Genomic DNA, 14,283 nt, shown 5'->3' on the forward strand with positions numbered 1-14,283 from the left:
GGCCCGGCCCCGGGCCCGGCGCCGACGGCCCGTCGGCAAAGGTGGCTCCGGGGCGGGCGTAGCGTAGACGGCATGACGAAGTACGGATCTTTTCCCGGTACGCGTCCCCGGCGGCTGCGGACCTCGCCCGTCATGCGACGCATGGTCGCCGAGACGCGACTGCACCCCGCCGACTTCATCCTGCCGGCCTTCATCCGCGAGGGTGTCGGCGAGCCGGTGCCGATCTCGGCCATGCCCGGAGTCGTCCAGCACACCCGCGACAGCCTGCGGAAGGCCGCGGTGGAGGCGGTGGAGGCCGGGATCTCCGGGATCATGCTGTTCGGCGTGCCGGAGGACGGCAAGAAGGACGCCCAGGGCACGGTCGGCACCGACCCGGACGGCATCCTCCAGGTCGCGCTGCGCGATGTGCGGTCCGAGGTGGGCGACGACCTGCTCGTCATGTCCGACCTGTGCCTTGACGAGTTCACCGATCACGGCCACTGCGGGGTGCTCGACGCCGAGGGGCGGGTCGACAACGACGCCACGCTCGAGCGGTACGCCGAGATGGCCCAGGTGCAGGCCGACGCGGGCGCCCACGTCGTCGGGCCCAGCGGGATGATGGACGGCCAGATCGGCGTCGTCCGGGACGCGCTCGACCAGATCGGCCGGGAGGACGTCGCGATCCTCGCCTACACCGCCAAGTACTCCTCCGCCTTCTACGGCCCCTTCCGCGAGGCCGTCGCGTCCTCGCTCCAGGGCGACCGCAAGACGTACCAGCAGGACCCCGCCAACTGGCGGGAGTCCCTGCGGGAGCTGGAGTTGGACCTCGCCGAGGGCGCCGACATGGTCATGGTCAAGCCGGCCGGACCGTACCTCGACATCGTCGCCCGGGTCGCCGACGCCGTGGACGTGCCCGTCGCTGCCTACCAGATCTCCGGCGAGTACTCGATGATCGAGGCCGCCGCGGAGAAGGGCTGGATCGACCGGGACCGCGCCATCCTGGAGACCCTGACCGGCATCAAGCGGGCCGGGGCGCGGACCATCCTCACCTACTGGGCGACCGAAGTGGCGCGAAAGCTGCGCTGAGGGACACGGTCGGAGATCGTTCCGGTACCGAAACGGCGGCGGCCCGGCTGCGGTGTGCTGTCGTTTCGGCAACGGAACGGGCTCGGTTCCGCGAACGTCCGGTGATGGTCCTGCGGACACTCCGTGATCATGGGTGTTTCTGTCCTGAAAACGATGTTTGAAGCCCGTCCGGTCGCACATATCCGCCGTGTATGACGCGCTCCTGCCAACCCCTTAATCTCTGCGCCTGGCCTGATCCATTTCCGGGATGGGCTGAACGTCGATCCCTGGGGGGATGTCATGAGCTGGTTCCTCGCCGCACTCAAGAAGTACGCCGTCTTCAGCGGGCGCGCGCGCCGCAAGGAGTTCTGGCTGTTCACGCTGTTCGCGTACCTGATCTACATCGTGCTGGGCGGCATCGGCGCCGCGACCAAGACGCTGGCCCTGCTCGCCGTCGCCGGTATCGTCGTCCTCGCGCTCCTGCTGCCGGCCTGGGGTGTCACGGTGCGCCGCCTGCACGACACGGGCCGCTCCGGCTGGTGGATCCTCTTCGGCATCGTCCCGCTCGCCGGCCCCATCACCCTGCTGGTCTTCACCTGCCTCGACAGCGAGGCCGGCGCCAACAAGTACGGCCCGAACCCGAAGGAAGCCCCGGCGCTCGTCTGACGCCCCGCCCGCGGCACCCGTGCCGCGCCTTCGGCACACGCCGTCCTGAGGCCGCCCGGCCAGCGTTGTCCGGGCGGCCTCAGGCATGTGCGGCAGAGCTCACCGGGGGACGCCGCCGGGGGTCAGTCCCACCAGAAGGTCCAGCTCGGCTCGTCGACGAGGTTCTTGGCGTAGGCGCGCAGGCCACCCGGACCGCCCTGGGTGATGTTGTCCGGGCAGAAGGCGAAGTGCTCCGCCGCCAGGGCCTCGGCGTCGGCCAGGGTGCTCGGCGGTGCGGCCACCGACAGCACCAGGACGTCGAAGCCGAGGGCTACGACGCGTATGCCGAAGCGGTCCTCCCAGGAGCGCAGGACCGCGCACAGGCGCGCCACGTCGTTCTCGTGGTTGAGGGGCCCCGCCCAGCCGATGGCGGCCGGGATGTCGGCGGAGCGCCGGGCCGGGACGAGGGCCAGGCGGGTGTCCTTGAGCCACGTCCCCTCGGCCAGGGAATCGGCCACCTGCGCGGCCCTCGTGCCCGGGTCGGCGCTGAGCACGCCGGCCGGGGCGAGGCCCGGCCACGCGGCCCCGAACGGCTCCAGCAGCGCGGCCAGTTCCTCGTCGAACCCGGCCTCCGGCTCGGCGTCGGGGTCGTCCTCGGCCCCTTCGTCGCCCCAGTACTCCGCGAGGACCTCCTCCGGGTCGTGGTCACCGGGGTAGGACATGTCACCGGGCATCAGCTCCCAGTCGTCCGGTCCGCCCTGGGTGCCGCCCAGCTCCACGAGGACCGGCAGCAGACCCGCCCGCGAGGCAGGCGCGCCCAGCGCGGCCCAGGTGCCGGGCGCGGCCTGCTTCTCCGCGTGCCACAGCAGCGGCTCGTGCCAGGGGCCGTCGGCCGTCGCGTCGACCAGCCTGCCGGGCGGGAGCCGAAGTCCGAGGGAACGTCCGCTGGGATCGGTCGCCAGAGAGGGCAGCGGGTTGGGAAGAGTCGCCATGTCAGTGACTCTAGGAGCAGCCACTGACAACGCCGCTGACCAGCAGGGTCACTTGAGAGACGAGGTGAAGGCGGCCCACGTCGCGGGGGAGAGGCGCAGCATGGGGCCGTCGGCGACGGGCCGCTGCTTGGAGTCGCGGATGTGGATCGCCAGGGGGGAGGCAGCCACTTCGAGGCACTGGCCACCCTCGCGGCTGCTGTAGGACGACTTGAACCAGGAGTAGGCGGCTTCGAGACATTGTCCGCCTTCGTCACCGCTGTACGTCGACTTGAACCACTGAAGTGCTACGGCGCTCATTGCTCTCCTAGCATGTGGTCGAGCAGACCCACCGAATCCTGGGTGGTCAGGGCCTGTGTTCGCAGCATCGCATACTTGCGCGCGAGGATGGACACCTCTTCCGGGTCGGAGACCCACTGGCTGCCGCGTTGCGACTCGGTGTATGCCACGTGCTGGTGATCAGGCGTCTCAAGGAGCGTGAACGGCCCGTTGAGCCCCGCATGGAAGGGGCTCTCCACCGACAGGATCTGAAGCGCCACGCAAGGCAGTTCAGCCATCTCACGCAGGAACCTGAGCTGCTCGCCGCGTACCTCCTCCGAGCCGATCCGCAAGCGCAGTGCGGGCTCCCAGATCACGAAGCTCAGTGTCGGCGGGCACTTGCGGCGCAGGATTTCCTGCCGGTTGATGCGCAGCCTGAGCGTCGTCTCCAACTGCTCCTCGTCGTACGCCGGGACGCGGTTCAGCAGCACCGCTCGTGCATAGGGCTCGCTCTGGAGCAGCCCCGGAACCACCAGCGCGTCGTACCACGACAACGCGATGGCCACCCGCTCCTGGTCCATGTACTCCTCGGCCCACAGTGGGAACTGGTCGACCTCGGGCAGGTTGGCCACGCCCGCGGCCAGCGTCCCCTTGGTGCCGAGGAAGTCGTCGAAGATCTCGGCGATGTCGGGCTTCAGGGTGCGCCGGCCCTGTTCGATCGACGCGATCGTCTCCTCGTTGATGTTCAGCGCGGCGCTCAGGCCGGACTGGCTCAGGCCCGCCGCCCGGCGTGCGGTGGCGAGTTGACGGCCCAGCATCCGCATGGCCGAGTGGTTCCTCCGTGTAGGCGTCATACCGCTGAACTCCCCAGGCATGGGCGTACACGACCCCGTACGAACCCGTACAAACACGTTGTACGGGATTACCCACTGAACGACACTAGTCACTCCGCGCGATCTTCGCCTTGTGAACGCACAGACCGAAGTTGCCTACCAGCGTGACCAGTTCTTCGGCCGGAGTCGCCGCTCGGTGCCCGCTGCCAGACGGTTCACCGAGTGGTCGCTGACCTACTGGGGGCTCACCGAATGGCGGCGGGCCGAAGACGTGACGCTCTGCGTGAGCGAGCTGGCGACGAACGCGCTGGTGCACGGGGTGCCGCCGGGGCGGGGCTTCCTGCTGCGGCTGCGCTACGACGGGGCGGTCGTACGGGCCGAGGCGCACGACAGCGGGGCCGGTGTGCCGCGCATCGTGGAGGAGGCCGGGGGAGACGGGCAGGAGGGCGGGCGGGGGCTGCTGCTGGTCTCCGCCCTCGCCGACAAGTGGGGCGTCGGAACGCGGGCCCCCGGGAAGCTCGTGTGGTGCGAGTTCGCCGCTCCCTAGATGGCGTAGGCCCCCGTGGCCGGCCTCCCGTGCTCCCGCGCGTGCGGGGTGAGGGCCACGAATCCCGCCCCGCGCACCTCGGTGTGCGGGCCCAGGTCGAAGGGGCTCACCCCCAGCCGCTGGGCCAGGTCCGGTGCGAGGTAGGGGGCGAGGTCCGCCCACTCCTCGCCGTCCTCCTCGCCGGCGCGGGCATCGCCCGGCACCGCGACGCCTTCCTCCGCCGCCGCGTCGCGCTCCTCCGGCAGCAGGCCGCCCAGCGCGAACCGCGCGTCGTCGTTCCTCCCGGTGGCGCTGAGGCGGCGCACGGCGTTGCCGTTCTCGGCGACGAGCCAGCCCGAACCGCCGCCCTGCTCACCGAAGCAGTAGGCCTGGGCCCGGCCGTGGCGGCGGCTCAGTTCCTCGACGATCCGCAGCACGTCGTCCGCGCGCTGCGGGTCGACGGGGTTGCACCAGGGGCCGAGCACCAGCGTCCACCCGTCCACTCGCGGGGTGACGTAGACCCTGCCGTACTCGGCGCCGTCGTGGCTGTCGTGGACACCGACGCTGCGGCCCAGCGCGAAAGTGGCGGGCCTGACCTCGAAGAGACCGAGCACCTCGGTGATCGCTCGCTGGTCGCCGCCGGGGACGGCGATCCAGGACGTGAAGCAGGTGTCCAGGGGCTGGGCCCGGTCGTCGAGCAGTTTGATGCGGATCAGCCGCTCCACTGCGGCACGGTCCACCGCCGACAGGGCCTCCTCGCCGTCGACGGCCGCGAGCACGGACAGCGCGGCCGGCCGAAGCCGTCGCGGCCCCCGGGCGCGCACGCGCCGCAGCGGATCCACCACTGCCGGGCCCAGCGTGCTCAGCACCCACCGCACCCACTCAGCCACTCCGCCGTCCGGATCGGCGAGCAGCGGAATCAGGGCGTCGATCACCCGGTCGTGGTCCACGGCCGGATCCGGCTTCCTGCCGTAGGCCACCGAGCACGCGGACTCGATGCCCCGGGCGGCGAACTCGCGTACCGGGGCGGAGGGATGCTTCAGGGCTTCGACGTAGCGGTCGACCGCACCGAACGACGAGAACGCGCGGCCGAGGCGGCGGCGCGACTCCTCGTCCGGTGCCGAGGCCAGCGCGGCCAGCACCTCGTCGTAGGCATGCTCAGGCATCTACTCGACCGGCAGCCTCTCCGCCGCACCGCGCGCTCCGGCCGGATCCGTGGGCGCCGCCGCCTTCACCGCATGCCGTTTCACCACATGCCGTCCAGGACCTCGTCGAGGAGGCGGTTCCACTCGGTGTCCTCATCGCCCAGCGGGGTGGGGTCCACGGCGGTGACGGCCTGGCGGAACTCGTGGGCGTGCTCCTCCACCTCGTCCTCGTCCTCGGCGTAGGCGTCGACCAGCCTGCGGAAGGCGCACAGCGTGAAGACGAGCGATTCGACGTCGCGGTGGAGCAACCGCCCTTCCTCTTCGCCCTCGGGGTAGGAATGGACGCTTCCCGACACCGGGTCGAGGACCACCAGACCCGTGACGAGATAACCGAGCACGACCCAGCCGCGCCGTTCCGGAGGGCATGCGCTGCCCCGCTCGTCGAAGAGGGGACCGAGTTCCGTCGGGGCGGGGGAGGCGTTCTCCGGCTCGGCGCGTGAAACGAACGTGTTGTCGGTGGGCAGGCCCACGAAGGCGAGGAACTCCGCCGTGGGCGGGTGCAGTCCGCCGTCCGTCACCAGCGGGAAGTAGTTGACGCCGTCCAGGCCGAACAGCCGGATGAGCTCTTCGCCACTCACTGCGTACTTCATGTCCGGCACGCTACCGTGACTCACTTCTTGCCGAGGAGCCGCTCCAGGTTCTGCCGGTAGGTGCGGTGCTGCTTGTCCTGCGTCGACGGGTCGCTCTGGTCGTAGTCGGCGGTGTGCGTGACATCCGTGCCGGGGAAGAACGCGTCGAGCCAGCGCTCGCAGCGGGGACTCTTCTGGCAGGGCGCTCTCTCGGTGAACGCCTCCCTGAGTCCGCCTGCGTTCCCGGTGTGCAGCAGGGGGTGCCCCAGAGCGCGCTCCGAGTGGAATCCGTTGCCGCTCCGTGCGACGAGGATCATCTCCCGGCCGCTCTGCGGGTCGATGTACCGGCCTGCCGCGTAGTTCCTGCCCTTGTAGTAGTCGTGCGCCTTGCGGGCCAGTTGAGTCGCCTGCGCCAGGTCGCTCGTGGCGGGATCGATCTTCCGCGACGTCACCTTGCCCTCGTGGCCGGAGGGGGTCTGCCACCTCTCCCGCTCGGACTTCGTGCTGGGCCGCCACACCGTGCCGTTCGGGGCGATGTTCGCGAGGTTCATCCGGTCCTCGGCGTCGTGCCCGGCGGTGCCCTTCGCCGGTATGGTGCCGTCCGGCATCAGCCGGTCCACGGAACCGTCGGCGTTCAGGACGTACATCCTGGGGTTGCCGTGCTCGTCCCGTCCCTTGTGGGTCTCGATCGCCTTGACCCGGTCCCCGATGTCCAGGTCGTTGCCCTTGTGGATGCGGGAGGTCGCCTTCACACGGTCCGGGACGGTCTCGGTGAGGTGTTTGGCGACCTTGCCGAGAGCTTTCTCGGAGCCCTTCAGGGCGCCGTGGAGCATGGAGTCGAAGACCTGGGTGAAGGGGTCGCGGCCCTTGGTGCGGTTGAAGGCGCCCTTGGCGCGGCCGAGGGGGGAGGAGCTGACCAGGTGGAGGTCGCTGCCGTGGGCGGAGAGCTTGCCGGCACCGAACTCGAACTCGTCGTGGTCGATGAAGAGGTCCGAGCCCGAACCCGAACCGCCGCCGGCCGACGCGAGTTCCATGCCGCCCGGGCCGCCCGCGGACGCGAGCTGCATGCCGCCGTGGCCGTGGCCGGGGCCGTGACCGCCCTCGTTGCCGCCGCTGCCCGGGGTGCCGGGGGCGCTGGGGGCCGGCGGCAGGGAGAAGGCGTCGTCGACCATGTTCAGGACCGCGTCCTCGATCATCGCCTCCAGCTTGGCGTTGACCGGCGCGGTGACCCGGGCGATCAGCTCGTCGACGATCCGGTCGGCCGCCTCGTCGATGATGCGCTTGATGAGCTGGCGCATGGCCGCCGTCTCCGCCGCGCCGATGACCGCGGACAGACCGCCGGTGACCACCGCCAGACCCAGGGAGATGCCCAGGGAGCCCGCCATGATGGCGAGTTCGGCCTCGGCCTTGGTCTTCATCCCGAAGATGATGTCCGCGACGACATCACAGGCGTCGGCGAACAGCCGTGCCAGTTCAGGAATTTTGTCCAGGTGGCCGGCCTTCACCTGCGCCCAGTGCTTCTGCATCGACTCGACGGCCCAGCCCTGCGACGAGGAGATGATGCGTTCCACCGTCTTGTGGGCGTCCGCCCCGTGCCCCTCGAACTTGTCGGCGAAGTCCCGCATGGCGTCGGCCATCTCGCGGTAGTCGTCCTCGTCGACGTTCGGGAAGTTGATGCCGATGAAGTCCAGGACCTCGTCGAGCCAACCCGGAATCGTGTAACCCATCCCCCGTGACGCCCCCTCATCTCGTCGTATGAGTACGAAGAGACTAACTAGTGACGGGTGTTGGGGCGCAAGGCGGCGGCGCGTTCTATGGCACGACTGTGACGGGGCGGCCCGCCACCCCGTCTCGGACAGGGCGGAGGGTCACCAGGGATTCGTCCGTGCCGATGTGCACAAGACCCGTGGGCGTCACGGCGAGCGCATGGACGGGGGGTCCGGGACGGAAGGCGCGGACCGTGCCGTCGTCCAGGTGGTGGTGTTCCACCAGGCCGTCCGCCCAGCCGATGGCCAGCACCGGCCCGGAGTCCGTCACCCCGGCCGCCAGGGCCGTCACGGGGCACGAGCGCGACCGGACGGGGGAGGGGAGGGGGTCCGCGCCCGGGCCCCAGACGCGCACCGTGCCGTCCGCGCCGCCGCTGTAGATCAGGGGGACGCCCGGGGCGCCCGGGGCATCGGTCTCCGAGGCCGGCAGGCGCAGGGCCGCCAGGGCGGTCACCGCGCCCCGGTGCGGTGCCGCGGTGTGCGACCGCGGCTCCGCCTCACCGTCCGGCTGTACGAGCGCGTGCACTTCGCCGCTGCCGTCCGCCACGGCGAGCAGCCCCCCGGCGCACGACAAGGCCGTCGACGGGCCCGGCAGTTGAGCCGCCACCGCCGTGAGCAGTCGTTCCACCGGCGTCGGGCCGTCGTCCAGCAGGGCCGTGAGGCCGGACGGGCCCGGCGCGGAGGGCGCCCGCAGGCCGCGTACGGCACCCAGCGCGTCCAGGACGAGGGCCGTTCCGTCGGGCATCGCGGCCAGGGCGCGCGGCTGCCGCACGGGTTCCGGCAGGCGGCCGGCCGGTGCGGCGTCCGCCTCGTTCAGCAGGCGGACCGTGCCCTGGTGGTCGGCGACGAGGGTCTTCCCGGCGAGTTCCCCGGGACCGGCCGCGAGGGCGCGGGCCGGGCCCGGCCACGGCGGCCGGACGTCGCCGCGCACCCGGCGCCAGACGACCTGCCAGCCGGTGCCCCCGGACAGTTGGGCGAGGCCGCCCGGAAGCCTCGGGTCGGCGTCGTCGCCAAGGGCCGACAGGAGGACCAGGGCGCGCATGGCGGGGCTCGTCCCCTCGTGCGTCAGCGAGGCCCCCGCGCGCATCCAGGCCGCACGCAGTCCGCCGTGCCCGTGCCCGGAGCGCTCGTACCGGCGGGACACCTGCCAGGGGTCGGCGGCGCAGACCGCGGCGGGGTCGTCCAGGTCGACGGGCGGGGACTGCGGTCCCGCCTCGTGCCCGGCGGGCCGGGCCGCGGGCCGCCGCGCCGCCCACACCGCGTACCGCTCCGGATCGGTCCACCGCGGCTCGTCCAGGTTCAGCACCGCCGGACGCGTGGCCGGCAGGCCGCGTGCGGGCTCGCTTCCGTCGCGCGCCTCCACGACCAGGCGGACGTGGTCCAGTTTCAGCAGCTCCAGGACGAGTTCCGTGACCGTCGCCGGGTCGTCGGCCGCGTGCAGGTCCGGCAGGACCAGCACGGTACGGCGGCCGTCGGCGGCCAGCGCGTCGACCAGTTCGCCCGGTGTGCGCGCGGCCAGCAGCAGTTGCCCGGCCAGGGTCCAGGTGGCCGTGAGCGCGCTCTCCCCGGCCAGCGGGACGAAGCCGTGCACCCGGCGTTCCGGGCGCCCGCCCGGCCGGGTGCCGTGCCCCACCAGCCAGGCCAGCAGGGTCGACTTGCCGCAGCCCGCGCCGCCGGTGACCAGGCACAGCCGCGGTGCGTCCGGGTCCGCCAGCCAGGCCAGCAGCGCGGCGGCGGCCGGTTCGCGTCCCGCCGCCGGGCGTCCCCACTTCTCCTCGGTCACGAGCCCTCCCCCGTCCGCCGCGCCGTCAGCCGCGGTCCGACCGCTCGGCGGCGTACGTGATCAGCTCCTTGAGCCCCGCCTCCCGCGACTCGGCGGTGGAACCGTAGTCGAAGCTGTGGGTGAACTCCGCGTGCGGGAAGGTCGCCTGGAGCCACATGGCGCAGTAGTGGCCCGGCATCACGCAGGGTTCCAGTTCGCAGTAGACGCGCCGCACCTGCTCCGGCGCGATCCCCTCGGCGCGCAGGCGCTGCCAGAGCAGCTCCTCGGGGTGCGCACGGCCCGGTCCGGTCGCGTCCGTGACGATCTGCTTGGCACCGGACGCGTCGACGTACTCGAAGGCCGACGAGAACGGGAAGTTGAGCGTGTGCCGCACATCGTCCAGCACCCTCGGCCACCAGCTCTCGCGGTCCTCGAAGGCGGCCGCGTCGATCTGCCTGAGTTCGGCGTTGAGTTCACGGAACGCGGCGGCGGCCACCGGCAGACCGGTCGACGCGGCGATCACCGGCAGGCGCCGGTCCAGCGCCACCAGCGAGGCGTTGAAGGCCTCCACGCCGGAGCTGACGAACATGTCGTCCTCCCCGATCTCCAGGAACACCGCCTGCACCGCGCCGTCCGGCCGCACGCACAGGTGGGCCAGCGGATCGGTGCCGACGCGCAGCCAGTTCTCCTGTCCGGCGGGCGCGCGGAGCCCCCGGTGCCCGGCGGTCATGCCCAGGGTCGGTCCGTCGGTGCTGTCCGCCGCGGTGAAGTACGGCGCCACGTGCAGCGGAACCCCGGTGGTGGCGAGGGCCGCGGCCGCCGCGTCGGGGAGCTGGATGCCGTACGAGGCGGGCACCGTGAACCGGCGCATGCCGTCCTCGCCGAAGTGGGCCGTGGCCGGACCGGGGACTCGCTCGGACATCGGGCTCCCTCGAGTCTGTGGAGATCTGTGCGGTGGAGACGGGTCTCCACAGACTCTACGGGGTGCCGGTCAGAGCTTCTTGGGCGTCCTGATACCCAGCAGGGCCATGCCCTGGTGCAGGGTGCGGGCCGTCACGTCGCACAGGAAGAGGCGGTTCTCCACCAGTTGCGGCGTCTCGGCCTTCAGCACCGGGCACTTGTCGTAGAACGACGTGTAGTGCGACGCGAGCTGGTACAGGTACGCGGCCAGCTTGTGCGGGGCGTACTCCGTGGCCGCCTCCCGCACCGTCTCCGCGAACCCGTCCACGTGCAGGCTCAGCGCGCGCTCGGCCTCCGCCAGTTCCAGCCCGGGGTGCGCGGCCGGGCGGACCTCGCCGGCCTTGCGCAGGATGGACTGGATACGGGCGTACGCGTACTGCAGGTACACGCTGGTGTCGCCGTTCAGCGAGACCATCTGGTCCAGGTCGAACTTGTAGTCCCGGATCGCCGACGTCGACAGGTCCGCGTACTTCACCGCGCCGATGCCCACCTGGGTGCCGCGCTCGGCGATCTCCCGCTCGGAGAGGTCCTGCGCCTTCTCGCGGACCACGGCCGACGCACGCTCGATCGCCTCGTCCAGCAAGTCGACCAGGCGGACCGTCTCGCCCTCACGCGTCTTGAACGGCTTGCCGTCCTTGCCGAGGACCGTGCCGAACGCGAGCTGCTGCGCCTTGACGTCCTCGTTGAGCCAGCCGGCCCGGCGGGCGGTCTCGAAGACCATCCGGAAGTGCAGCGCCTGGCGGGCGTCGACGACGTACAGCAGCGTGTCCGCCTTCAGGTTGAACACGCGGTCGCGGATCGCGGAGAGGTCGGTCGCCGCGTAGCCGTAGCCGCCGTCCGACTTCTGCACGATCAGCGGGACCGGGTTGCCGTCCGGGCCCCTGATGTCGTCGAAGAAGACGCACAGCGCGCCCTCCGAGCGGACCGCGACGCCCGACTCCTCCAGGAGCCGGCAGGTCTCGGCGAGCATGTCGTTGTAACCGGACTCGCCGACGATGTCGGCGTCGCGGATCTCCATGTCCAGCTTCTCGAAGACGGAGAAGAAGTAGATCTTCGACTCGTCCACGAACTTCTGCCACATGGCGAGGGTCTTCGGGTCGCCCGCCTGGAGGTCGACCACCCGCCGCCGGGCCCGCGTCTTGAACTCCTCGTCGGAGTCGAACAGCCTGCGCGCGGCCTTGTAGAGGCGGTCGAGGTTCGACATCGCCTCCTCGCCGGTCACCTGGGCGTCCTTGTGGTCCAGCTCGTGCGGGTGCTCCTCCAGGTACTGGATGAGCATGCCGAACTGGGTGCCCCAGTCGCCGATGTGGTGGCGCCGGACCACGTTCTCGCCCGCGAACTCCAGGAGCTGGACGACCGCGTCGCCGATCACCGCGGAACGCAGGTGACCGACGTGCATCTCCTTCGCCACGTTCGGCTGGGCGTAGTCGATCACCGTCGTGCCCGGGTTCGCGGCCTGCGGCACGCCGAGGCGGCCGGTGTCGTCCGCGTACCGCGCGGCCAGGTTCGAGATGATCGCCCGGTCGGAGACCGTGATGTTCAGGAAGCCGGGTCCGGAGACCTCGATGTCCTTGATCACGTCACCCGACTCGACCCCGGCGACGACCTGGGCCGCCAGCTCCCGCGGGTTGGCCTTGGCCTTCTTGGCGAGCGCCAGGATCCCGTTGGCCTGGAAGTCCGCCCGGTCGCTTCGTCGCAGCAGCGGGTCCGCGTCGGCGGCCTCCGGCAGGGTGGCCGAGAGGGCGGACGCGAGGCGCTGCTGGACGGAATCGCTGAGGGACGTGACCGAGGCCATAGGAAGGGGTGCCGTTCTCCTCGTGGGGATGGATAGACCCGGCCAGTATCCCATGGGGGGCAAAGGGGTTTTCCCGGTCGCGAGGCGGTCTGGGAGAATGGGACGGTCACCCCGTTCAAGAAGCGTTCAGAAAGAAGGACGTGCCGATCGTGGCTCAGAGCACCGAGACCGCCGACTGGGTCTCCCGTTTCGCGGACGACGTCATCGAGGAGTCGGAGCGACGGGCCCCCGGCAAACCGGTGGTCGTCGCGTCCGGTCTTTCCCCGTCCGGTCCGATCCACCTCGGCAACCTGCGCGAGGTCATGACCCCGCACCTGGTCGCCGACGAGATCCGCCGCCGCGGCCGCCGGGTCCGGCACCTGATCTCCTGGGACGACTACGACCGGTACCGCAAGGTCCCGGCCGGGATCGCGGGCGTCGACGAGTCCTGGGCCGAGCACATCGGCAAGCCGCTGACCTCGGTGCCGGCGCCGAAGGGGTCGGCGTACCCGAACTGGGCGGAGCACTTCAAGGCCGCGATGATCGCCTCGCTGGCCGAGCTGGGTGTGGAGTTCGACGGGATCAGCCAGACGGAGCAGTACACCTCCGGTGTCTACCGCGAGCAGATCCTGCACGCCATGAAGCACCGCGGTGACATCGACGCCATCCTCGACCAGTACCGGACGAAGAAGGCCCCCGCCAAGAAGCAGCAGCAGAAGACGGTGGACGAGGCCGAACTGGAGGCCGAGGAGGGCTCGGGCGCCGCCGCCGAGGACGACGGCAGCTCCGGCACCGCCGGCTACTTCCCGTACAAGCCGTACTGCGGCAACTGCGAGAAGGACCTGACGACCGTCACCTCCTACGACGACGACAGCACCGAGCTGGCGTACACCTGCACCGCCTGCGGCTTCACCGAGACGGTCCGGCTGAGCGAGTTCAACCGCGGCAAGCTGGTCTGGAAGGTCGACTGGCCGATGCGCTGGGCGTACGAGGGCGTCGTCTTCGAGCCGAGCGGCGTCGACCACTCGTCCCCGGGGTCCAGCTTCCAGGTGGGCGGGCAGATCGTCGGGATCTTCGGCGGCAAGCAGCCCATCGGCCCGATGTACGCCTTCGTCGGCATCTCCGGCATGGCGAAGATGTCGTCCTCGCGCGGTGGCGTGCCCACCCCGGCCGACGCCCTGCGGATCATGGAACCGCAGATCCTGCGCTGGCTGTACGCCCGGCGCCGGCCGAACCAGTCCTTCAAGATCGCCTTCGACCAGGAGATCCAGCGGCTCTACGACGAGTGGGACAAGCTCGCGGGCAAGGTCGCCGACGGTTCCGCGCTCCCCGGTGACGTCGCCGCGTACACGCGGGCCGTGGGCACGGCCGCCGCCGAGCTGCCGCGGACCGCGCGTCCGCTGCCGTACCGCACGCTCGCGTCCGTCGCCGACATCACCGCCGGGCACGAGGACCAGGCGCTGCGCATCCTCAGCGAGCTGGACCCCGAGCAGCCGCTGGGCTCGCTCGACGAGGTGCGGCCCCGGTACGACAAGGCCGAGGCGTGGATCAACACCCACGTCCCCGCCGACCAGCGCACCATCGTCCGCGCCGAGCCCGACGCCGAGCTTCTGAAGTCCCTCGACGAGGCCTCCCAGCAGTCGGTGCGGCTGCTGCTCGACGGGCTCGCCGAGCACTGGTCGCTGGACGGGCTGACCCACCTCGTCTACGGCGTGCCCAAGGTGCAGGCCGGATTCGCGGCCGACGCCACGCCCAAGGAGCTGCCGCCGGAGATCAAGACCGCCCAGCGGACGTTCTTCGCCCTGCTGTACCACCTGCTGGTCGGCCGGGACACCGGGCCGCGACTGCCCACGCTGCTGCTCGCCGTGGGCCAGGAGCGGGTGCGGGCCCTGCTCGGGGAGTAGGGGAAGCGGACACGAAGAGGGGCCCTCGTCACGAGGGCCCCTCTTCTG

The 14,283-nt window shown here is 71.2% G+C and carries 13 protein-coding genes; 4 read left to right on the forward strand and 9 right to left on the reverse strand.

Translation table 11 applies throughout. The features are described from left to right. The first annotated feature begins 72 nt into the window (after positions 1-72). Positions 73-1,065, forward strand: coding sequence for a porphobilinogen synthase (gene hemB / locus AB0924_RS20365; RefSeq protein ID WP_366912090.1), 993 nt, complete (start codon positions 73-75; stop codon positions 1,063-1,065). A gap of 279 nt (positions 1,066-1,344) precedes the next feature. Then, positions 1,345-1,710, forward strand: coding sequence for a DUF805 domain-containing protein (locus tag AB0924_RS20370; RefSeq protein ID WP_366912091.1), 366 nt, complete (start codon positions 1,345-1,347; stop codon positions 1,708-1,710). Positions 1,711-1,832: 122 nt separating this feature from the next. Here the strand turns inward: AB0924_RS20370 and AB0924_RS20375 are convergent, their stop codons facing one another. From AB0924_RS20375 to AB0924_RS20385, 3 genes are read right to left on the reverse strand one after another with little or no spacing between them, the layout of a single operon-like run. Then, on the reverse strand, positions 1,833-2,681 hold the full coding sequence (locus tag AB0924_RS20375; RefSeq protein ID WP_366912092.1) for a DUF4253 domain-containing protein: 849 nt from the start codon (positions 2,679-2,681) through the stop codon (positions 1,833-1,835). 48 nt (positions 2,682-2,729) lie between these two features. Then, complete coding sequence (locus AB0924_RS20380; RefSeq protein ID WP_366912093.1) at positions 2,730-2,978, reverse strand: DUF397 domain-containing protein; 249 nt, start codon at positions 2,976-2,978, stop codon at positions 2,730-2,732. Beyond that, positions 2,975-3,760 carry a helix-turn-helix transcriptional regulator gene (locus AB0924_RS20385; protein WP_366912094.1) on the reverse strand — a complete coding sequence of 262 codons (786 nt, stop codon included), beginning with the start codon at positions 3,758-3,760 and terminating at the stop codon, positions 2,975-2,977. Before AB0924_RS20385 ends, AB0924_RS20380 begins: the two co-directional genes overlap by 4 nt. A 142-nt stretch (positions 3,761-3,902) precedes the next feature. Here AB0924_RS20385 and AB0924_RS20390 point away from each other — a divergent pair, with 142 nt between their 5' ends. Further along, complete coding sequence (locus AB0924_RS20390; RefSeq protein WP_366912095.1) at positions 3,903-4,316, forward strand: ATP-binding protein; 414 nt, start codon at positions 3,903-3,905, stop codon at positions 4,314-4,316. Here the strand turns inward: AB0924_RS20390 and AB0924_RS20395 are convergent. From AB0924_RS20395 to argS, 6 genes are all read right to left on the reverse strand, one after another. Next, positions 4,313-5,461: a hypothetical protein gene (locus AB0924_RS20395; RefSeq protein ID WP_366912096.1), complete on the reverse strand. Its 1,149-nt coding sequence runs from the start codon at positions 5,459-5,461 to the stop codon at positions 4,313-4,315. The two genes, AB0924_RS20390 and AB0924_RS20395, sit on opposite strands and share 4 nt — an antisense overlap. Before the next feature lie 80 nt (positions 5,462-5,541). After that, entirely contained in the window at positions 5,542-6,090 is a 549-nt protein-coding gene (locus AB0924_RS20400; RefSeq protein ID WP_366912097.1) for an SUKH-4 family immunity protein, read from the reverse strand. Positions 6,091-6,110: 20 nt separating this feature from the next. Continuing rightward, positions 6,111-7,796 (reverse strand): nucleic acid/nucleotide deaminase domain-containing protein, encoded by a 1,686-nt coding sequence (locus AB0924_RS20405; RefSeq protein WP_358928514.1) that lies wholly within the window; start codon positions 7,794-7,796, stop codon positions 6,111-6,113. Positions 7,797-7,881: 85 nt separating this feature from the next. Continuing rightward, a complete protein-coding gene (locus AB0924_RS20410; protein WP_366912098.1) occupies positions 7,882-9,618 on the reverse strand; it encodes a hypothetical protein in 1,737 nt (578 codons plus the stop codon). A gap of 25 nt (positions 9,619-9,643) precedes the next feature. Further along, entirely contained in the window at positions 9,644-10,519 is an 876-nt protein-coding gene (locus AB0924_RS20415; RefSeq protein ID WP_358928510.1) for a nucleic acid/nucleotide deaminase domain-containing protein, read from the reverse strand. 69 nt (positions 10,520-10,588) lie between these two features. Beyond that, positions 10,589-12,352, reverse strand: a complete 1,764-nt coding sequence (gene argS, locus AB0924_RS20420) for an arginine--tRNA ligase (protein ID WP_366912099.1) — start codon at positions 12,350-12,352, stop codon at positions 10,589-10,591. 140 nt (positions 12,353-12,492) lie between these two features. Here argS and lysS point away from each other — a divergent pair, with 140 nt between their 5' ends. After that, entirely contained in the window at positions 12,493-14,235 is a 1,743-nt protein-coding gene (gene lysS, locus AB0924_RS20425) for a lysine--tRNA ligase (protein ID WP_366912100.1), read from the forward strand. The last annotated feature ends 48 nt before the right edge of the window (positions 14,236-14,283 follow it).

Origin of the sequence: Streptomyces sp. NPDC047869 (assembly GCF_040704065.1) — a bacterium.
In the GTDB taxonomy this organism is placed as follows: Bacteria; Actinomycetota; Actinomycetes; order Streptomycetales; family Streptomycetaceae; genus Streptomyces.